Origin of the sequence: Legionella septentrionalis (genome assembly GCF_003989745.1) — a bacterium.
In the GTDB taxonomy this organism is placed as follows: domain Bacteria; phylum Pseudomonadota; class Gammaproteobacteria; order Legionellales; family Legionellaceae; genus Legionella_A; species Legionella_A septentrionalis.
Map to the genome: position 1 here is coordinate 1 of NZ_RZGS01000005.1, position 18653 is coordinate 18653.

An 18653-nucleotide genomic window follows, 5' to 3' on the forward strand; every position below is an offset into this window, starting at 1 on the left:
ATTGGCTGCCGCGATCAGAATGAACGATAACCTCTTTAGGAAATTTACGCCTAAATAAAGCCATGGAGAGCGCGTCACATACTAAATTTTTTTTCATGCGCTTATCCATAGACCAACCTATCACAGCACGCGAGTACAAATCGATTACTACTGCAAGGTATAGCCATCCTTCCTGGGTACGAATATAGGTAATATCGCACGCCCATTTTTGATTATTATTTCAATCAAAATTAAATAGCACACTAAAAAAATTGGAAAATCTGATCACGCTACATCTATCGCTTGCTGATAAACGTGATAAAGAAATAATCAAAGATTATATTAAGGCTTGTTTCTCTGGAAAATGGTTCAGCATAATAGATAGGTTTCAAGATACTCCCGAGGTTAAATTAGGTAAGGTCTCTCTCAAGGATTTAGAGGATAGAATAAATTCCAGAACAAAAGAACTTGAAGAGAAACGGGCTAATTATTGAATCTTGAAAGTACACCCAGAAGTACACCTAGCAGTATTTTTGATTTTTAAGAAGTTTAACTAATAAATCTTTAACTTATTGATTTTAAAGGGGAACTTTTGGTCGGGACGGCGGGATTTGAACCCACGACCCCTAGCGCCCCATGCTAGTACGCTACCAGACTGCGCCACGCCCCGACAGGAAGCGGAATAATAACTGGTCTTGGCTTAAATAACAAGGATGTACTCGCGTAAATCTGCTAAAAGTTCATGGAGCCTTGAAAGGCTCCGGATGTTAGATTACTTTCTGTATACTTCTCGCCACCAGCTGCTATTGGTTGAAGAAACCCAATCAGCTTGGCGCAATTTTGTTACAAATTCTTCTGTTTTTTCAGGAGTAGAGTGTTCTTTGTCCAGCTTGATGCACCAATCCCAGTCGCCGGAGGTAGACCATATTTCCTTCACGCCCGGCCACTTGGATACTTTGTCTGTATCAGTCCAGGATTCCTTTGTTTTTAAAAATATAACGCTATTCCATGCTGCCATGTTTTTATCTCCTTATTTTTATTTGCAAGCGTAGCGCCTGGATCTAAATAGTAGGACAAAAAAAGCAGGCTTTCCAACAGGATAAATGCTGGCAAGTTTAAAAACTTGCCTTTAGTTATCCAAAAGCATTAATCCCGGTAATATGTTTGCCCAATACCAGAGTGTGCACGTTATCTGTGCCCTCATAAGTATAAACTGATTCCAAATTCAACATATGGCGAATGATGGGATACTCCAGGCTGATGCCGTTAGCTCCCAATAAATTGCGGCAGGAACGCGCTATCTTCAATGCTTCCCGGCATGCATTCCCTTTCGCCAAAGAAATCATGACAGGCGTATCGCGGTTTTCATCTTTAAGCCGGCCAATTCGTAAATTTAAAAATTGTGATTTAACAATTTCAGTGTACATTGCCGCCAAGTCTTTTTGAATCAACTGGAATGAAGCCAAAGGTTTGCCAAATTGCTTGCGCTCAAGTAAATAATTGCGGGCTACGTCAAAACAACCGATGGCAGCTCCCATAGCTCCCCAAGCAATACCATAGCGTGCTTGACTCAAACAACTGAGTGCCGCCCCCAAACCCCGCTCGCTCCCTGGAAGCAAATTTTCATCAGGCACGAACACATCATCGAACACCAATTCGCCGGTAAGCGAAGCGCGCAGAGACATCTTCATTTTTATTTCTTTACGTGTAAACCCGTTAAATTCTTTTTCAACTATAAAACCGCGAATCCCTTGCTCAGTTCTTGCCCACACGATAGCAATGTCGGCAATTGGTGCATTGGTTATCCACATTTTGGCACCATGCAGGCGCCAGCCGCCATTAACTTTGCGCGCCATCGTGCGCATGCTGGCCGGATCTGAGCCTGAATCAGGTTCAGTTAAGCCAAAACAACCGATTACTTCTCCCGCAGCCATAGCAGGTAAAAACCGCCTGCGTTGCTCTTCGTTGCCGTAGCGGAAAATCGGGTACATGCACAAAGAACTTTGTACCGATACAAAACTGCGCAAACCGCTGTCGCCTCGTTCCAATTCCTGGCAAACCAAACCGTAAGCTACGTATGATGCAGCAGCACCACCATACTCCGCGGGTAAAACCAAGCCTAAAAGCCCCAAATCAGCCGATTTTTTTATCAGCTCACGCGGAAAAACGGCCTCTTCAAAAGCATCTGCCATGAGCGGCGTCACCTCGTTATCGACGAAACGGGCCACGCTGTCGCGAATCATACGCTCATCATCTTGCAGCAACTCATCCAGAAATAGTAAGTCGTCCACTTTCTTTCTCCTTATTCGTAGAATGCAATGCCATTACGGCAGCAATAATTTTGTCGCGACTTGGCAACAAATATTGCCAGGATGTACCAAGCGGGATAAAGCAATCCTCTCCCGTAATGCGTTTTATTTTTATACGCGAAGAAGCTTGCTCGAGTAACAAAGCCATCAAACCCTCGCTTACAGAACCACTGCGGCGGCCTTCATCCACAATCAGTATCCGTTTTGCCTTAGCGGTTTCCCGTAAAATAGCCTCGGCAGGCAATGGACTTAACCAGTGCAAATCTACAATTTTCACCATGATTCCGTGTCGCTCTTCCAATATTTTTGCGGCTTGCCTGGACAAATAATATCCATTTCCATACGTGAGGATAACGGTATCACCCTTCCCATAGGTACTCACTTCAGCAAACGGAATACTGGCATCAAGCGCTGGATAGTCAAATAGCCAACCATTATCACCTGTCTCATGTAAATCTTTGGTCATATAAAGTGCGATAGGTTCCAGAAAAACCACTACCCGGCCTTGCTCTTGCGCCAGGCGCAGGCAGGTGCGCAGAAGTTTTGCTGCATCAGGTCCATTGGATGGACATGCAACGATGACGCCTGGAAGGTCACGCAAAACGGCAATGGAATTATCGTTATGGAAATGCCCGCCAAAGCCTTTCTGATAGGCCAGGGAAGCAATGCGAATCACCATGGGATTTTGATATTGGCCATTTGAAAAAAAGGAAAGTGTGGCTGCTTCCCCCCGCAATTGATCTTCTGCGTTATGGAGATAAGCAAGGAATTGTATTTCCGGAACCGGTAGAAAACCATTGTGAGCAAGCCCAATGGCAGTACCTAAAATTGTGGTTTCATCCAAGAGGGTATCAAATACACGGCGCAGGCCAAAGCGGGCCTGCAGGTCGGCAGTGACCCGGTAAACCCCGCCTTTTTTTCCTACATCTTCACCAAATATCAACATATTGGGGTACTGCAGCATAAGATCAGTCAGGGCAAAATTAATATGCTGCGCTAGGTTACGCTTCGCCGTTAATTGTGAATAAGACGCTGCGAACCGCTGCTTCCGGCTTGCCTCATCCGGAATTGGATAATTTTGCAGTTTGTTAACCTTTGGCAGCAAAGAAGACATGACCGCTTCAGCATTCGCCAATTGCTGACAATTTATCACCTCAATGGCCTTCGCTTTAATGAGAGCACGATTGTCTTCGTATAAATCAATAATGGCATTTTGCGTCATCCACCCTTCGCGATACAGTAATGCTGCCGTATGTAAAAGCGGATCATCGGCTTCGGTTTGCTCAATTTCCACTTGCGTACGATATTGAGATTCAATGTCTGAACCAGCATGCCCCAATAACCGTACACAACGCATGTGTAAAAATACCACTTGTTTCTTTACCCGTGCGAGTTGCTCTGCTTGCAAGGCTTTGCGGTAGCAATCCGCTATGTTTAAACCATCGCAGGCAATGTAGTGAATATTTGGCCGGCTCTTTATGGAAAGTTCAATCCAGTTTTGCGGAGTAGGCACCGAAATACCCAGTCCATTATCTTCACAAATAAATATTAGCGGCAACGGGTAGTGCTGTTCCACAATCCAGGCGCTGGCATTTATTGTGGTTTGTGCCGCTGCATGGTTGGTCGATGCATCGCCAAAAGAGCACAAAATCACCGAATCGCCAGGTAATTTACTCGGAACATGCAACTCTGTAGCGCGCCTAATCGAAAAAGCTGCGCCCAATGCTTTGGGCAAATGCGATGCGATGGTTGAAGTTTGCGGCGGGATGTACAAGGGCACGCTGCCAAATACTTTATGACGCCCCCCGGCAATAGGATCATCTGCCGCGGCCACTAAAGACAATAAGATATCGCGCACACCGTCGCAACCTCCACATTGCTTTGCACGCTGTAGATAAAAAGCTGCACTGCGATAGTGCAGAAATGCCATGTCGGTATGCCTAAACACCTGGCCAAAAACCGCATTGCCTTCGTGACCACTGCTGCCTATGGTGTAATAAGATAAACCTTTTTCCTTAAGCTGGCGCGCGATTAAGTCAAGCTGACGTGATTTTATTTGTGAATCAAAAAGGTCGATGGCGGTTTTTTTATCTAACCCGGCCTCAGTGGGCGTAGTTTTCGTTTTAGGTTCGGGAAACTCGGCTTGCCTGACCCGCTTAATAAATTGTTCATCCACAACGCTTGCTCGGTCTAACATGATAACACCCTGTACTGTTAGCGCTTGTTTATCAGACAAGCTTTTTATAGCTCGCAAAGAGCTGATTCCATTCTCGTCAAAGGATCTGAGGGACAAGATTTTACCTGACTCAACGTCCGGATCTTTGCAGAAATATAAAAGCCGCCCGCCTTAACGACGAATCAGTATAGTGAAAGGACTTTCAAAAAAACAAGCATATGAGCAAAAAATACCGGCAGTGGTAAGAACAGAATCCATATCCTACAATTTAACAAGAACCGCAGGGAGCATGTCATGAAACGCGCACTTTTATATGTATGTTTTCTTCAGCTTACCGCTTGCGGTTTTACTAACCCCACCATCATAGAAACGCGAGAAGTGCTGGTTAGCCCGCCTAAAAAAATTACATTCTGCAATGATGGTACAGTGGATGTTACCTGCACGAAAATTAAATATTACTGAACCGATTCTTTATCATTTGCAAACCACCCCTTATAATTTGGCTTTAACTGAGAGCCAAAATGAAACGCATTGTTTTAATTTTATTGCTTTTTTATCTGCGACCAAGCCATGCTCTGCCTGAAAATTTTGTTTATCTGCATGAGTTGGCGCCAGAAATTATTGAAGAGATACGCTATGCCAGCAGCAATAATTTTATGGGACAACCGGCTCCAGGTTACGTGAGTCCTCGCTGCGTCCTAAGCCGGCCTGCCGCCTTGCAGTTAAAGCAAGCACAAGAAGCCATCCGGGCGCAAGGATACACCATCAAAGTATATGATTGTTACCGGCCCCAACAAGCCGTGAATGCTTTCTACACCTGGGCGCAAGATATGAATGACACGCGGATGAAAGAAGCTTTTTATCCGTCTGAAATAAAAGAAGCATTATTCAGTAAAGGCTATATTGCTCTACACTCCGGACATACGCGCGGCAGTACAGTTGATTTGACCTTGGTTAAACTCCCACAGGCAAACTCAATGCAAAAACCAGAAGATAACGCGGTGGATATGGGTACACCTTTTGATTTTTTTGACGAGCGCGCCGCAGTGTTTTATCCCAAGTTAGCAAAAGAGCAAAAAAACAACCGCATGTTATTGCGAAAATTAATGATTGCTAATGGCTTTATCCCCTATGAGAAGGAGTGGTGGCATTTTACCTTGAAAAATGAACCTTATCCCGAAACCTATTTTAATTTTTCTGTTCAGTAGTTTCACAGAAACTTTACGGAGATGACGTGTCACTCTTTAAAGCCGATTAACCAAGCCTGTTATGCCGCAACGTCCTATAGTTAATTTACCTGTTTGCTAATGAAAACTCATGAATAAATATCTCCTGTTGGCAGTACAAGCCCTGCCCCTTCTCATTACTCTAGGGATGCTTGCTATTTTCTGGTTATTGGGCGCTGGGCAATGCATCACTTTTGAAACTTTACAAACTTATTATCCATCGGGAAAAGCATGGGAAATTTACTGATGTCGGGTAAAAGCCCAGATTTTAATATCCTGCTGAAACCGCAAGTCATCTTTTTATTGCCAGGACTCGTCCTCTTGTCATTATTCCCTTTTTTTATAAAAATTTTATTGCAAGATAAAAGAGATAAATTAAGAAATCTTAGCCGTTAGCAGCTGGTTAAACTCATGCATGCGCATGGCTTGCGCAAGATGCGGCCCGTTACCGATTTTGCAGCCTAGCTCAAGCAAACCTTGCAGTGTATTTTCATCCGGAATCCCATCGGCAACTACGGTGAGATTCATGGATTCTGCCAGTTTGATAATGGCACGCACAATGCTGTGTTTTTTCTCATCCTTCATCATGTTTATAACGAATGACTTATCGATTTTTATTTCATTGATGGGAAAATTGGTCAAATATAGGAAGGATGAATAGCCACTGGCAAAATCACTGATGGTAATCGTTACCCCTAGAGCGGCTAATTGATTAAGCACATTAATTGAGCGGGTTTGATCGCCAAGGCAGGTTTTTTCAGTCAATTCGATGTTCAATAACGGTGGCGGAACACCATCTTTTTTGATGAGCTCTTCGATCAACCCCGGCAATGCCATGTCCATGCTATAAAGATAAGTTCTCATATAAATGGGTTGCTGCATGTGCTGCCAGCGCGCCAATTGTTTTATTGCATTCTGTAAGGCATACAGCGTTAGATTTTTTACCAAAGGCGTTCCTTCCACCACTTCAGCAAATTTTTCATTGTTGAACATGCCGTATTTCGTATGATCAAAATTTAAAACAGTTTCAGCGCCTATTATTTTTTTCTCTGCGAGATTGAAATCCGCTTGCAGCAAGATTTCAATTTCTGCATGTTCAATTGCTTCGGTAAGTTCTTTTAACATCATAGGTTTTGCTTTGTAATTGCTGCTCATGGTCGCTTCATACACGGCATGCGGCTGATTTTCTTTTTCAGCATGAAACAATGCCATCATGGCATGATTTAATAATTCTTCATCATTTTTGCCGTGATTTGGGTAAAGTGCGACCCCGGCAGTTGTTTGTATATCGAGGTTACTGCCATCAATCATAAAATTGACGGATGTATCTTCAATAATATTGGATAAAATATCTTCCAGATTATGCTCTTTGCGCAACCGGGGAATTAAAATGGCAAACTCGGCAGCTTGCAGGCGAGCTACCATGTTCATACCCATATAAGCCTGCAACATATAGGGTTCCAGCAATATGGATTTCAATTTTTCAGTAAACTGCAACAAGAGACTGTTTGCACTAAAGTTCCCGAAATTATAGTTAATCTCTTTAAAATTGCGGATGGCTAACACAATTAAGGCCAATTCTTCCCCTTTTTGTATTTGTTGTATAGCTTGATTCATGCGCTGGCTTAGCAAACGATTATTAGGAAGATTGGTCAAACTGTCGTGATTACTTTCGTATTTAAGCTTTAATTCAAGATCACCGCTTTTAGTCGCCATTTCCCTGGTTTTATCTTCAATAATGGATTCAGCCTTGCTGGCTAATTCATAACAAAACGATTGTCCCCAGTATGCAAACATGAATGGAGTAATATCCAGAGCCCATATGGCAGGGTTGCTTGTTTGCGCCGCAATCATGCCTTCGAGGCTTATCCTGCCGGTTAGTTGATAGGAAACCAACATGGAAGCCAGGAGAATACTGGTTAAAGAAATAATCAAACCCAGGATGGCATAACGGTTAACATGGCCCTTTAAGATGCTTGAAGTAAGCGCAAAATGCCTTTTGATATTCATAATACGCGATCACTTTGATGAATATACAAAGGAAATCGGCAAATTTTGCTACAACTTTAACCGCCAGAAACATAGCCATGCTTGCGCATTAAAACAGTATCCCGGCAATTGTGTATATCCCTAAACACACGATTAAACTGCCGGCGAGCAACATGACAATTTGCGGGTGCAGGCGACGCACTAAAACAGCAGCCAATGGGGCACAAATTCCACCGCCTAAAATTAATCCTGCGATAAGAGGCCAATTGCCAATCCCCATGGTGAAAAAAAATGTACTGGAAACTGTTAGAGTAATTATAAATTCAGTCAAATTAACCGAGCCTATTGTATAATGGGGAGTCGCTCCTTGCATCAGCAAGGTAGAACTCACTATCGGCCCCCATCCCCCGCCACCTGCGGCATCAAAAAATCCGCCAAAGAAACCTAAAGGCATAATCCCCCTGGCATGATCGGAGGGTTTGCGGTGCAATACTTTTTTCACAACAAAGTTTTTAATGGATTGTATAACTTTCCCTTCCTGAAAGACTTTATATAAAATAAAACATCCTACCAAAATTAAATAACTGGCAATAAAGGGTTTGGAAATATAATCCGGTATTTTAGTCAATACTAAAACACCTAAAATACAGCCAATCATCCCGGGAATGACCAAGCGCCTAAACAAGGCATAATCCACATTTTTAAACATTGCATGAGAAAAACCGGAAATGCCGGTTGTGACAATTTCGGCAGTGTGCACTGAAGCGCTGGCTACTGCAGGAGAAACTCCAAAACTAACCAAAACCCCGGTACTGATAACTCCATATGCCATCCCTAATGCCCCATCAACCATTTGGGCACAAAAACCAACCAGTGCAAACAGCAAAATTTGACTAAGCATATTTATTAATCCGATCAATTCCCTTTCCTGCAATCAGCGTAAAACTGCAAGACGGTCAGCATGGCAGCCATAAGTTTAGATAATTGCCACATCAATGAAAACCGCATTGGTAATCGCTTGCAAGCGATTATTGAAATAGCCCTTGCTGATCCAGGTAAGCTTTATTTCCTTACGAGAAATAAATCAAGGCCATAGTTAGGATAAAAATTATAGCGGCTCATCAACAAGCCATTCATTTCTTTAATATATTCGGTACGGGGAAGGAAGTCTAACAAAGAATTAATTTACCTTGGCGGACAAATGGGGGCGCTGCTTAAATGCGGTCTGGAAATAATCCACACTGCAGTGTGTCGCAACACCACCGTCTTGAAAATAGTACAGTTGGGAAATCACAGAGTAACTTGAACTTCGAAGCGTTTTTACTACGATACCAACTATAATCGCGATGATTACAATACCTCAACTTCTTCAGCTTGCGGACCTTTTTGACCTTGGCCGGCTTTAAACATAACGGTTGCGCCTTCTTTTAAGGTCTTGAAACCATTCGCTTGGATGGCACTAAAGTGGACAAAGTAATCTTTACCATTGCTTTCGATAAAGCCGAATCCCTTGCTTTCATTAAACCATTTTACAGTGCCCTGTACTTTATCTGACATTAACTACTCCTTAGTGGAAAAATTTCCTAGGTATTTTTATACGCTTGACCAAGCGTGTCAATAGCTGGCGGGCTATTTTGTATATAAATTCTTCGTTGGGAACTACTCTTTTACAGTATGCCCGCACCCCTCTTTAGGGCAAATAACCTGACGACCGGAACGCTTGCTTTCTTTTATAGTCAGTACTGGCCATGCACATTTGGGGCAAGATTGAGCGATAGGCTCATTCCATAAAGCATAATCACATTTTGGGTAGCTCGCGCATGAAAAAAAGATTTTCCCCTTGCGCGACTTTCGTTTAAGCAACGTGGCATTATTACATTTTGGACATTGCACCCCAGTATCCGCAGGTTTTTCTAGTGGTTCCATATAATTACAGTTTGGATAATTACTGCAACCAATAAAACGCCCGTAGCGGCCTGTTTTAATATGCAGAGCACCCTGACAGCTTGGGCATACCCGCCCTGCAACTACGTCAGGCTCAGGTTTTTCCCCTGCCTGAGCGCTTAAATCTTGGGTGTAATCACAATCAGGATAGCCTGTACAGCCAATAAAGCGGCCCCGCTTGCCAAGGCGAATAGCCAAAGCCTTGCCGCATTTCGGGCATGCTTCTTCAAGCATTTCCGTAGTCACATCTTTGCGTTGTACTTGTTCATCAATTGCCTGAATTTTTTGGATAAAAGGTTGCCAAAAATCTTCCAGTACAGGGACCCATTCTTTTTCGCCGCGGGCTATAGCATCCAGCGTGTCTTCAAGATGCGCCGTAAACTTATAATCTACATAACGCGTAAAATAATTAGTTAAAAAATGGCTGACAATGCGGCCAACATCCGTCGGATAAAAGCGCTTTTTATCCACAACCACATATTCACGCTGCTGCAACGTATGAATAATGGTTGCATACGTGGACGGCCGGCCGATATCAAACTCTTCCAATGCTTTGACTAAAGAAGCCTCTGAATACCTTGGTGGCGGTTCGGTGAAGTGTTGGTTAGCTTGGATATCGAGCAAGGCCACTTTTTCACCAAGGATGAATTTCGGCAATACCATTGCCTGCTCATCTTCTTTGCTGTCATCCCGGCCTTCTTCATATACTTGGAGGAAGCCTGGGAAAACTACTGTTGAACCACTGGCCCGAAAAATATTGTCCTGTCCGCAACGTAAATCAACTGCTACCGTATCCACCAGTGCTTCAGCCATTTGACAAGCAATGGTACGTTTCCAAATTAAATTATAAAGCTTGAACTGATCAGCAGTTAAATGCGTTTGCATCGCCTCCGGAGTGCGGTTTATGGAGGTAGGGCGAATGGCTTCATGCGCTTCTTGTGCATTTTTTGATTTGGTTTTATACATACGGGGACTCTTAGGCACATTTTCATCCCCATAGCGTTTAAGAATATAATCGCGTATTTCTATTACAGCTTCAGCAGCAAGGTTTACTGAATCGGTACGCATGTAAGTAATCAATCCCACAGTGCCCGTGCCGATATCAATCCCTTCATATAATTGTTGGGCGACCATCATGGTTTTTCGGGCGGTAAATCCCAATTTGCGTGCAGCTTCCTGCTGCAGGGTAGATGTGATGAAGGGTGCAGCCGGATTACGCTTGCGCTGTTTTTTCTCAATATTATCTACTACAAGGAAACCGCCTGCTTCCCGTAATAGTGTATTTTTAGCCTCGAGTGCTTGTTGCTCTTCATGGATGGTAAATTGCTGCAGTTTTTCCAGACGATATTGAGTTAACCGTGCTGCAAACGGCATGCCACCATGTTCGCACTGCGCGATGATTTTCCAATATTCTTGCGCAACAAAACGTTCAATTTCTTCTTCACGCTCCACAATAAGCCGCAAAGCCGGACTTTGTACACGGCCAGCCGACAAACCACGCCGTACTTTTTTCCACAACAAAGGGGAAAGATTAAAGCCCACTAAATAATCTAAAGCACGTCTGGCTTGCTGGGCATTCACCAAATCCATGGAAATAGCACGTGGATTCTCAATGGCTTCCTGAATTGCTGATTTAGTGATTTCATTGAAAAAAATTCGGTGCACGTCTTTGTTTGTTAACAGATTACGCTCTTTCATGAGTTCATAGACATGCCAAGAAATAGCTTCACCCTCCCGATCCGGGTCGGTCGCCAGCAGGAGCGAATCAGCTTTCTTCAAAGCTTTGGCGATTAACTCAATATGACGGGAATTTTTTTCAATAGGAGCATACGTCATTGCAAAATGACGTTGCGGGTCGACAGAACCTTTCTTAGGAGGCAAATCGCGTACATGTCCATAAGAGGCAAGCACATCGTAATGATCACCTAAGTATTTCTGAATGGTTTTGGCTTTTGCAGGCGACTCTACAATAACTAAATGCTTGCTCATGGAAAGTAAAACCTCTTGAATTGATCTTAATGCAATATAGAGTTATCTTTCTTTTGATATAGCACAAGATCAAGAAAAGCAAGTTGTTTCTCATCCAAATTTTCTGCAAGCGTATTACGGATCGCCCACTTGGTTTCTTCCAGGGTCACCATGCTGGAATCTGAAAAAACAAGTTGATTAATAATTAATTCCAGGGTCGTTGCGTCAATAATTTCCCAAGTTAACATGCGCATTAAAAATTGGTAACTTGCCTTAGTAAATTTCATCTGCTCGTCATAAGTAAAAACACGCATGGAGTTCGTGTGCGCCGGCTTGATGAATTCGGAAACGATCGCCCCTTTTTCAGAAGCAAGGGAGGAATAAATATCAACTTGGCTGTCTTCGGCAGAATTTCTTTCGCTGTCGGCTAAATAATTTTCTTTTAACTTGCTTAGCGTTTTCTCAAATAAATTTAACAACAATTCGAACAAGCTGTCTTTCATAATACACACCTTATATAACCGCCAGGCACCGCTTTTACAATACCTTGCAATTCTAGCCCGGCCAAGCCACAAGCCACGTCTTCAATACTTAAGCCACTGCGCATCGCAATTAGATCGACAGAGGTCGTTTCAAAACCAATGCACTTTACTAGTTTTTCATCCCCGGTTGCAAGAAGAACCGGTTTACTCTCATCTAATCCTGCGGAATCAAGACGCAATTCATTTAAAACATCTTCACTTGAAGTGACCAACTTAGCCCCTTGCTGTAATAAATAATGGCATCCTTGTGTTTGAGAATTATAAATAGAACCCGGGATTGCTAACACATCGCGATTTTGGTCAAGTGCTAACCGGGCTGTAATTAAGGAACCGCTTTTTATTGCTGCTTCAACAACCAATGTGGCTAATGACAAACCGCTTATTATACGATTTCTGCGGGGGAAATGTCCAGCAACCGGGGGTGTACCTAAAGGAAACTCCGACAGTAAAAGACCTTGTTGCGTTATCTTGCGAGCCAGCTCTTGATGCCGACGTGGATATATGCAATCCACTCCGGTCCCCAGCACAGCAATGGTTTGCCCATCGGCATCAAGGCAACCCGCATGAGCTTCCCCATCAATACCCAGGGCCAAGCCGCTGACGATGGCTACACCATGCGCTGCCAGTTCCAATGCAAACCGTCTCGCTGTTTCTTGTCCGGGTATAGTGGGCTTGCGCGTGCCTACAATGGCTACAGTTGGCGCGTGTAATACGGATAAATCCCCTATGGCGTACAATACAGGAGGCGGGTCATAAATTTCTTTTAACAAGCGTGGGTAGGCAATATCATCTAAAGTTAACACATGATGATTGCTGGCAGCATCTTGCCACTGCCAGTCTTTATCCACTTGTGTAAAGTCAAATGTCTTAATAGCATAGGCAAGCTTGTAAGGTAAGCCTGCCGCTTCTAATTCAGCCATAGGTAAAGCAAACAACTCGCCAAGTTCAGGCCAACGTTGTACCAGCTTGCTTACCGTACGCGGCCCAACCAGCGGCATCCGGTTCAAGGCTAACAAATAATGCTTGTTGTTCATGGATTAGTCACCGTATCCATTATGTTTATGGCACGGATTGAGCGTACCACCAAAGCAAAGCTCGTGCGGGTAAACGTGCGAAATACCATGACTTCGCCAATACGTTCCGGAGGCAGTTTTACACATTCCCCTGTGCAACGAGGATTTGGAGCGCCACCCCCTTCACTGTACACCCCCAAAACATCCCCGGCCTGCAACCCTGCATCCTTGCCTTTATCAATAACGACCACAAGCCCTACTGCACCTTGCGAATAATCGCCAGGCAAATCAATGATCATGCCACGCACTTGGCAAGATGGGGTCTTAGGTTCAAAGGTTAAGTCAAATTCCGGGTAATTGCGGGGCATCACACGATCCTTCAATTCAACTGCCTGAATGATGTCCGTCAACAAAATAGTGGCCGGATCCCCGCCTCTTACGAGTTCGGCATAAGCCACGAGGTTGGCTTTATAACCCAGAAAACACTTGGTAACCGGGTTTCGGTATTCACCGCAAGGTCTGTACAAAGCATAAGAAAAGGTGGCTCCTGGAAGTGGACAAGGCGGACAGAGGTTCTTCACATAAACATTATCTCCCTGGCTTCCCAACATATGTTCCGTAGTAAAGGCAAGCACAAAAGGTGCATTGGTGAGCGTATCGCGATCGAGCACCAAAGAAGCATCCAGGAAGGGCTTAATATCGCTCAGCGGAATCGGTGGGATAGCTTCTTCAAGCGGCATGGGGCGCATGTAGGGTGATAATTTTACCGTACCGTTTGACAATACCCTTAAATAAGGATTGCGTTGATGATAACGTAACTCAAGAACTGCTCCTGGATAAAGGCGGTCAGGATTTTTTATTTGCGGATTCGCATGCCAAAGAGCTTTCCACTCCCAGGGATAAGCAAGATAACGATTGGCAATATCCCATAAAGTATCACCAGGCTGCACGACGTAACGCGCAGGAGCATTGGAGCGCAAAGTTAACGAATGCGAGGCGGTTACAAATAAAATGAGACAAATAAAAAGGAGCTTATATCGCATGCAACAATCCTTGTCTTGGCTGGTTTATCGCAAAAATTCCCTGGCACGGATTTGCCATGCCGCTTCCGCTATTAAACTCAATACTAACGCAAGTTACGCTACTTGCTACCCGACAGTGTATTGGGCGATAATACCATGCAATGATTGTTGTTAAACAGTGCAAAATGGCCATACGTAAAATTATCTATTTGCCCGATCCAAGATTACGACGGGTTGCAAAAAAAATTGAAGTATTTGATGAAGAACTGCAAATTTTAATCGAAGACATGTTTGATACGATGTATGCTGCAAAAGGCGTAGGGCTTGCTGCGCCGCAAATTGGCATTGATCTGCGTCTTTCGGTAATTGATGTAATAGGCGATAAAACGCAGCAACTCGTGTTGGTTAATCCTGAAATAATTGCCTCAGAAAATCCGATTGAATATCAGGAAGGCTGTCTCTCAGTTCCTGGAGCCTACGATACCGTTGTCCGAGCAGGCAAGGTAACAATCCGCGCTCAGGATCGTTACGGTAAACCATATGAAATGAGTGCTGAGGGATTATTGGCTGAATGCTTCCAGCATGAAATTGATCACTTGAATGGAAAATTATTCGTAGACTTACTATCCCCGCTAAAAAGAGCATTGGCGAGAAGAAGGCTCGAGAAATTCCTACGGCAAAAAACACGCAAAACATGAAAAAGTTAAATATTGTTTTTGCGGGCACACCGGAATTTGCCCTACCTTCTTTACAAGCCATTGCGCTATCCGGCCATAATCTGGCAGCAATATACACGCAACCGGACCGCCCCGCTGGAAGAGGCCGGCGCTTGCAAGCCTCGCCAGTAAAAGAATGGGCGGAAAGTCAGCATGTGCCTGTCTATCAACCTGTTAATTTTAAAGAGCCGCAAACCGTAACCGAGTTAGCGACTTTAAAACCTGATCTTATGGTAGTGATTGCTTACGGGCTCATTTTACCGCGAGCGGTACTTGAAATCCCGCCTCATGGTTGCATCAATGTCCATGCTTCGCTATTACCCCGTTGGCGTGGCGCGTCCCCCATCCAGCATGCTGTTTTGCATGGAGATAAAGAAACTGGCGTTACCATCATGCAAATGGATGTTGGCATGGATACCGGCAATATGTTAGCCAAAGCATCTTGCTTCATTCATCCAGAAGAAACAGCCGGACAATTGCATGATCGCTTGGCGCAATTAGCGGTCGCACCTTTGCTTGCAGCTTTACATGCATTGAGTCAGGGAAGCATAATAGGTGAGCAACAAGATTCTTCTCAAGCCACTTATGCCCCTAAAATAAACAAGGAAGATGCATTAATTGATTGGCATAAACCGGCCGAGGAAATCGACCGGCAAATCCGTGCCTTTAACCCCTGGCCTATTGCTTACACCCATGCTAATGAGGAGCCTGTACGTATTCATCAAGCTCACATCATACCGCAAACCTATGAGGGTTCTCCTGGCACCATTGTCGCTTTAAATAAAAAAGGCATGCTGGTTGCAACCGGCAAGCATGCCTTACTGGTCCAGCGCTTGCAATTTGCAGGCGGGAAGGCCATGTCGGTCGCTGACTGGTTAAATGCCGCACGTAACCAGCTGTATCTTGGCTTGGTTTTACGATGATGAAACCAAATGAACGCTTGCTTGCTGTTCGCATTTTGACCCAGTTGCTGCAGGAAAAAAAGCCATTATCGCATTTGCTGCAAACCGCCCCCCCTTTTACCAAAGAACTTTGCTTTGGTGTTTGCCGTTTTTATTTTGCTTTAGAAGCATTGGTTACTCCGTTATTAAAAAAAAGGCCAAAAGAATTAGAAATCTGGCTCAGCCTATTGCTCGGTATTTATCAATTGCATTATCTGCATACCCCGGATTATGCCGTTGTTAAAGAAACCGTCGCCTTGCTGGAACAATTGAAAAAACCATGGGCTAAGGGTTTAATCAATGCCGTTTTACGCAATTTTTGCCGGCAAAAAGAAACCATCATAAGTAAGATATACGATTCGCCAGCCTATAAACACAACCACCCTCGCTGGCTGCTGCAAGAGATAAAAACAACCTGGCCTGCAAAATGGGAAGCGATACTTAGAGCGAATGATGCGCACCCGCCCATGAGCTTGCGCGTCAATAATGCACGCATCAGTACTGACGCTTATTTAAACCGGCTGCAGGAAGCGCATATTGCGGCACACAAGCATCCCCATGCACCAGCATGCCTCGTTCTTGCTGAGCCTTGTCCTGTGGAAAAGCTTCCAGGTTTTGCCGCGGGTGATGTATCGGTGCAAGATGCTGCGGCTCAGATGGCTGCTTTACTGTTACAGTTAAAACCAGGACTTCGGCTCTTGGATGCCTGTTGCGCCCCTGGAGGCAAAACCTGCCATATTCTGGAAAGTGAACCTGACTTGGCATGTTGTGTAGCCGTCGACGCCGATCTTAAGCGCTTGGAGCGGGTACAAGAAAATTTACAACGTTTGCATTTGCAAGCAACTCTCGTAGCCGGAGATGCTTCTGTTCCGGATGCCTGGTGGGATGGCAAACCCTTCGACCGTATTTTAGTTGACGCACCTTGCTCTGCTACAGGCGTGATTCGCCGTCATCCAGACATTAAATTGTTGCGCACAAAAAATGAAGTTACGAATGCTGCCAAATTGCAGGAAAAAATATTGGACGCATTATGGCCGCTTCTTGCTCCAGGCGGGCTCATGGTTTACGCTACCTGTTCGATATTGCCCGAAGAAAACGAACAACAAATTGCTCGTTTCATCGATAGGCATCTGGATTGTAAACCCCTCATGCACCCGCATGCATGGGCACATGCAACGGGGCATGGTTGGCAAATTCTACCGGGTGAAAACAATATGGATGGTTTTTTTTACAGCGTTCTTAGTAAACAATCATGATTAATTGGCCTTTCGTTGGGGTTTTATTTGTTCTTTCCATTCCGGGAATACTGATTGCGGTACCCCGCTTAATCCGTTTTTTACTAAAAACGAGCTCGGAAGAACTTAAGAGGCGAATCAGCAAAATCGCCGTTGGGCAAACCCTGCTCATGGTGTTTGTGATGAGCATGGCAGGCAGTGTATTATCCATTCCCACCGGCTTAGGAGCAAAAGCCTTAGCCATGCTGCTGTCTGCACACCCGCACCTGGATTTCTGGCAAGACACGGCTTTGTTTATGTTTCTTTACACTGCCGGCGGTTTACTGGTTTTCCTTGTCTTGTATTATGGTGTGGTTTCCTGCTTTCTTGATGCAACTGCTTTACTGCAACTGCAAAAAATTCGTGCAGCCATCGGCTTAGACGGCAGCATGCTTTACAGCGTCGCTGAAGAAATACTAGCGCGTTGGGGCTTACTGAATGTTTGTGCTTTTTTTGCCATTCTTTTTTCACAGCAGCGACATGCCATCATTATCTGTAGCGCTATTTTCATGCAAGCCATTCTTTATGCATTAAGCCAATTACCGCTTTATTTGGCTGCAGGATGTACCCGCGACAGGCGCTTTCTTTATTTATTCCTACTTTTGTATGGTTGGCAAGGAATTTTGTTTGGTTTTATCTTTTGGCAATTTGGAATTTTGGCAACCATCATTGCCCATATGTTATTTCACGCTGGCTGGTGGATTTATGATAAGCCAGAATCACTGCCAGAGAATGTTTCATGCAAACGCTGAAATGGCTGCCAATTGAATTTTTACAACGAGGACGCTATCAGCCAAGAAAAGCATTTGCTGAGGATGCCTTACAGGAACTGGCGCAATCCATTTTATCGCAAGGCTTGATTGAGCCACTCATCGTTCGGCAAAATACGCCTGATTGTTATGAAATCATCGCAGGCGAACGCCGTTGGCGGGCGGCCATGTTGGCTGGATTAACAGAAGTGCCTTGTTTAATAGGCGAATACGGCGAAGAGCAAGCAGCTGCAATTACCTTAATTGAAAATATCCAGCGGCAAGACTTGAATTTAATGGAAGAAGCTCATGGTTATCGCCGTTTATCCCAGGAATTTCATTTCAATCAAGAAGAAATTGCCACCTTGGTTGGGAAATCACGCAGCCACATTGCAAATATTTTACGCCTTTTGACTTTAGCTCCATCCCTTCAGGAAAGAATTGCAAACAAGCAACTTTCTTTAGGGCATGCCCGCGCCTTGGTTGGACTTACCATTGCCGAGCAGGAAATGCTGGCTGGAAAAATAGAAGCACATGGCTGGTCAGTGCGTCATCTTGAAAAAAAAGTTCAAGATTTAAAAGCCCGAAACTCAGCCTCGCCCAATGGTGCGGAAACTCCTGATAAGGTTTTTTTGGAAATGCAATTAGCCGAGCAAATAGGAGCTCCGGTGCAAATTGTTCCGGAAGATGGTGGCGGATGGCTAAAAATAAAATTTTATGATAACGACACCCTTTCGGGACTTCTGGAACGCATGGGCTTGCGCTATGATTAATACTTCAACGCAATCTTTCTTTTGCACCAATT

The 18653-nt window shown here is 44.3% G+C and carries 19 protein-coding genes, 1 tRNA gene and 1 pseudogene; 9 read left to right on the forward strand and 12 right to left on the reverse strand.

Annotated features, from left to right (window positions below; genetic code table 11):
- The 5 genes and pseudogenes from ELY11_RS03055 to ELY11_RS03075 form a co-directional block, all read right to left on the reverse strand.
- Positions 1-214 (reverse strand): annotated as a pseudogene (locus tag ELY11_RS03055) (DDE-type integrase/transposase/recombinase); the annotation flags it as partial.
- A 358-nt stretch (positions 215-572) separates the two neighbouring features.
- Positions 573-649, reverse strand: a tRNA-Pro gene (locus ELY11_RS03060).
- A 102-nt stretch (positions 650-751) separates the two neighbouring features.
- Positions 752-997 (reverse strand): hypothetical protein, encoded by a 246-nt coding sequence (locus ELY11_RS03065; protein ID WP_126953678.1) that lies wholly within the window; start codon positions 995-997, stop codon positions 752-754.
- Positions 998-1112: 115 nt separating this feature from the next.
- Positions 1113-2270, reverse strand: a complete 1158-nt coding sequence (locus tag ELY11_RS03070; RefSeq protein WP_127032504.1) for an acyl-CoA dehydrogenase family protein — start codon at positions 2268-2270, stop codon at positions 1113-1115.
- On the reverse strand, positions 2245-4485 hold the full coding sequence (locus ELY11_RS03075) for a thiamine pyrophosphate-dependent enzyme (protein WP_127032505.1): 2241 nt from the start codon (positions 4483-4485) through the stop codon (positions 2245-2247). The genes ELY11_RS03070 and ELY11_RS03075 overlap by 26 nt, the downstream gene beginning before the upstream one ends.
- Positions 4486-4758: 273 nt before the next feature.
- Between ELY11_RS03075 and ELY11_RS12380 the strand changes: the two genes are divergently transcribed.
- The 3 genes from ELY11_RS12380 (at position 4759) to ELY11_RS12385 (ending at position 5937) form a co-directional block, all read left to right on the forward strand.
- Positions 4759-4926: a hypothetical protein gene (locus tag ELY11_RS12380; protein WP_158614968.1), complete on the forward strand. Its 168-nt coding sequence runs from the start codon at positions 4759-4761 to the stop codon at positions 4924-4926.
- Positions 4927-4985: 59 nt separating this feature from the next.
- Positions 4986-5672: a M15 family metallopeptidase gene (locus tag ELY11_RS03080; RefSeq protein ID WP_127032506.1), complete on the forward strand. Its 687-nt coding sequence runs from the start codon at positions 4986-4988 to the stop codon at positions 5670-5672.
- Positions 5673-5781: 109 nt separating this feature from the next.
- The gene (locus ELY11_RS12385) at positions 5782-5937 is read left to right on the forward strand and encodes a hypothetical protein (protein ID WP_158614969.1); all 156 of its coding nucleotides are present in this window, start codon (positions 5782-5784) and stop codon (positions 5935-5937) included.
- 128 nt (positions 5938-6065) lie between these two features.
- Here the strand turns inward: ELY11_RS12385 and ELY11_RS03085 are convergent, their stop codons facing one another.
- Both ELY11_RS03085 and ELY11_RS03090 read right to left on the reverse strand, forming a co-directional pair.
- Positions 6066-7700 carry a putative bifunctional diguanylate cyclase/phosphodiesterase gene (locus ELY11_RS03085; protein WP_126953682.1) on the reverse strand — a complete coding sequence of 545 codons (1635 nt, stop codon included), beginning with the start codon at positions 7698-7700 and terminating at the stop codon, positions 6066-6068.
- Between the two features lie 88 nt (positions 7701-7788).
- Positions 7789-8580, reverse strand: a complete 792-nt coding sequence (locus ELY11_RS03090; protein WP_126953683.1) for a sulfite exporter TauE/SafE family protein — start codon at positions 8578-8580, stop codon at positions 7789-7791.
- Between the two features lie 60 nt (positions 8581-8640).
- Here ELY11_RS03090 and ELY11_RS12680 point away from each other — a divergent pair, with 60 nt between their 5' ends.
- Positions 8641-8775 (forward strand): hypothetical protein, encoded by a 135-nt coding sequence (locus ELY11_RS12680; RefSeq protein ID WP_256478814.1) that lies wholly within the window; start codon positions 8641-8643, stop codon positions 8773-8775.
- A gap of 254 nt (positions 8776-9029) precedes the next feature.
- On the opposite strand, the gene ELY11_RS03095 is transcribed toward ELY11_RS12680, so the two are convergent.
- The 5 genes from ELY11_RS03095 to ELY11_RS03115 all read right to left on the reverse strand — a co-directional run bounded on the left by ELY11_RS03095 (position 9030) and on the right by ELY11_RS03115 (position 14189).
- Positions 9030-9236 (reverse strand): cold-shock protein, encoded by a 207-nt coding sequence (locus ELY11_RS03095; protein ID WP_126953684.1) that lies wholly within the window; start codon positions 9234-9236, stop codon positions 9030-9032.
- 102 nt (positions 9237-9338) lie between these two features.
- The gene (gene topA / locus ELY11_RS03100) at positions 9339-11612 is read right to left on the reverse strand and encodes a type I DNA topoisomerase (RefSeq protein WP_126953685.1); all 2274 of its coding nucleotides are present in this window, start codon (positions 11610-11612) and stop codon (positions 9339-9341) included.
- 26 nt (positions 11613-11638) lie between these two features.
- Entirely contained in the window at positions 11639-12094 is a 456-nt protein-coding gene (locus ELY11_RS03105) for a DUF494 family protein (protein WP_126953686.1), read from the reverse strand.
- Positions 12091-13167, reverse strand: a complete 1077-nt coding sequence (gene dprA, locus ELY11_RS03110) for a DNA-processing protein DprA (RefSeq protein WP_127032507.1) — start codon at positions 13165-13167, stop codon at positions 12091-12093. Before dprA ends, ELY11_RS03105 begins: the two co-directional genes overlap by 4 nt.
- Entirely contained in the window at positions 13164-14189 is a 1026-nt protein-coding gene (locus ELY11_RS03115; protein WP_126953688.1) for a LysM peptidoglycan-binding domain-containing protein, read from the reverse strand. Before ELY11_RS03115 ends, dprA begins: the two co-directional genes overlap by 4 nt.
- 164 nt (positions 14190-14353) lie before the next feature.
- Here ELY11_RS03115 and def point away from each other — a divergent pair, with 164 nt between their 5' ends.
- Genes def through ELY11_RS03140 form a run of 5 tightly spaced genes read left to right on the forward strand, consistent with a single transcriptional unit; the run spans position 14354 to position 18621 of the window.
- Positions 14354-14866 (forward strand): peptide deformylase, encoded by a 513-nt coding sequence (def, locus tag ELY11_RS03120; RefSeq protein ID WP_233579603.1) that lies wholly within the window; start codon positions 14354-14356, stop codon positions 14864-14866.
- Positions 14863-15807: a methionyl-tRNA formyltransferase gene (fmt, locus tag ELY11_RS03125; protein ID WP_126953690.1), complete on the forward strand. Its 945-nt coding sequence runs from the start codon at positions 14863-14865 to the stop codon at positions 15805-15807. Before def ends, fmt begins: the two co-directional genes overlap by 4 nt.
- Positions 15807-17081 (forward strand): 16S rRNA (cytosine(967)-C(5))-methyltransferase RsmB, encoded by a 1275-nt coding sequence (gene rsmB, locus ELY11_RS03130; protein WP_127032531.1) that lies wholly within the window; start codon positions 15807-15809, stop codon positions 17079-17081. The genes fmt and rsmB overlap by 1 nt, the downstream gene beginning before the upstream one ends.
- Complete coding sequence (locus tag ELY11_RS03135) at positions 17078-17851, forward strand: CPBP family intramembrane metalloprotease (RefSeq protein WP_233579605.1); 774 nt, start codon at positions 17078-17080, stop codon at positions 17849-17851. The genes rsmB and ELY11_RS03135 overlap by 4 nt, the downstream gene beginning before the upstream one ends.
- Entirely contained in the window at positions 17839-18621 is a 783-nt protein-coding gene (locus tag ELY11_RS03140; protein ID WP_126953692.1) for a ParB/RepB/Spo0J family partition protein, read from the forward strand. The genes ELY11_RS03135 and ELY11_RS03140 overlap by 13 nt, the downstream gene beginning before the upstream one ends.
- The last annotated feature ends 32 nt before the right edge of the window (positions 18622-18653 follow it).

Excerpts from the sequence above, each read along its gene's own strand:
- ELY11_RS03065 (WP_126953678.1), bottom strand. The coding sequence starts at position 997 with ATGGCAGCATGGAATAGCGTTATATTTTTAAAAACAAAGGAATCCTGG.
- ELY11_RS03075 (WP_127032505.1), bottom strand. The coding sequence starts at position 4,485 with ATGTTAGACCGAGCAAGCGTTGTGGATGAACAATTTATTAAGCGGGTC.
- ELY11_RS12380 (WP_158614968.1), top strand. The coding sequence starts at position 4,759 with ATGAAACGCGCACTTTTATATGTATGTTTTCTTCAGCTTACCGCTTGC.
- ELY11_RS03080 (WP_127032506.1), top strand. The coding sequence starts at position 4,986 with ATGAAACGCATTGTTTTAATTTTATTGCTTTTTTATCTGCGACCAAGC.
- ELY11_RS12385 (WP_158614969.1), top strand. The coding sequence starts at position 5,782 with ATGAATAAATATCTCCTGTTGGCAGTACAAGCCCTGCCCCTTCTCATT.
- ELY11_RS03085 (WP_126953682.1), bottom strand. The coding sequence starts at position 7,700 with ATGAATATCAAAAGGCATTTTGCGCTTACTTCAAGCATCTTAAAGGGC.
- ELY11_RS03090 (WP_126953683.1), bottom strand. The coding sequence starts at position 8,580 with ATGCTTAGTCAAATTTTGCTGTTTGCACTGGTTGGTTTTTGTGCCCAA.
- ELY11_RS12680 (WP_256478814.1), top strand. The coding sequence starts at position 8,641 with ATGGCAGCCATAAGTTTAGATAATTGCCACATCAATGAAAACCGCATT.
- ELY11_RS03095 (WP_126953684.1), bottom strand. The coding sequence starts at position 9,236 with ATGTCAGATAAAGTACAGGGCACTGTAAAATGGTTTAATGAAAGCAAG.
- topA (WP_126953685.1), bottom strand. The coding sequence starts at position 11,612 with ATGAGCAAGCATTTAGTTATTGTAGAGTCGCCTGCAAAAGCCAAAACC.
- ELY11_RS03105 (WP_126953686.1), bottom strand. The coding sequence starts at position 12,094 with ATGAAAGACAGCTTGTTCGAATTGTTGTTAAATTTATTTGAGAAAACG.
- dprA (WP_127032507.1), bottom strand. The coding sequence starts at position 13,167 with ATGAACAACAAGCATTATTTGTTAGCCTTGAACCGGATGCCGCTGGTT.
- ELY11_RS03115 (WP_126953688.1), bottom strand. The coding sequence starts at position 14,189 with ATGCGATATAAGCTCCTTTTTATTTGTCTCATTTTATTTGTAACCGCC.
- def (WP_233579603.1), top strand. The coding sequence starts at position 14,354 with ATGGCCATACGTAAAATTATCTATTTGCCCGATCCAAGATTACGACGG.
- fmt (WP_126953690.1), top strand. The coding sequence starts at position 14,863 with ATGAAAAAGTTAAATATTGTTTTTGCGGGCACACCGGAATTTGCCCTA.
- rsmB (WP_127032531.1), top strand. The coding sequence starts at position 15,807 with ATGAAACCAAATGAACGCTTGCTTGCTGTTCGCATTTTGACCCAGTTG.
- ELY11_RS03135 (WP_233579605.1), top strand. The coding sequence starts at position 17,078 with ATGATTAATTGGCCTTTCGTTGGGGTTTTATTTGTTCTTTCCATTCCG.
- ELY11_RS03140 (WP_126953692.1), top strand. The coding sequence starts at position 17,839 with ATGCAAACGCTGAAATGGCTGCCAATTGAATTTTTACAACGAGGACGC.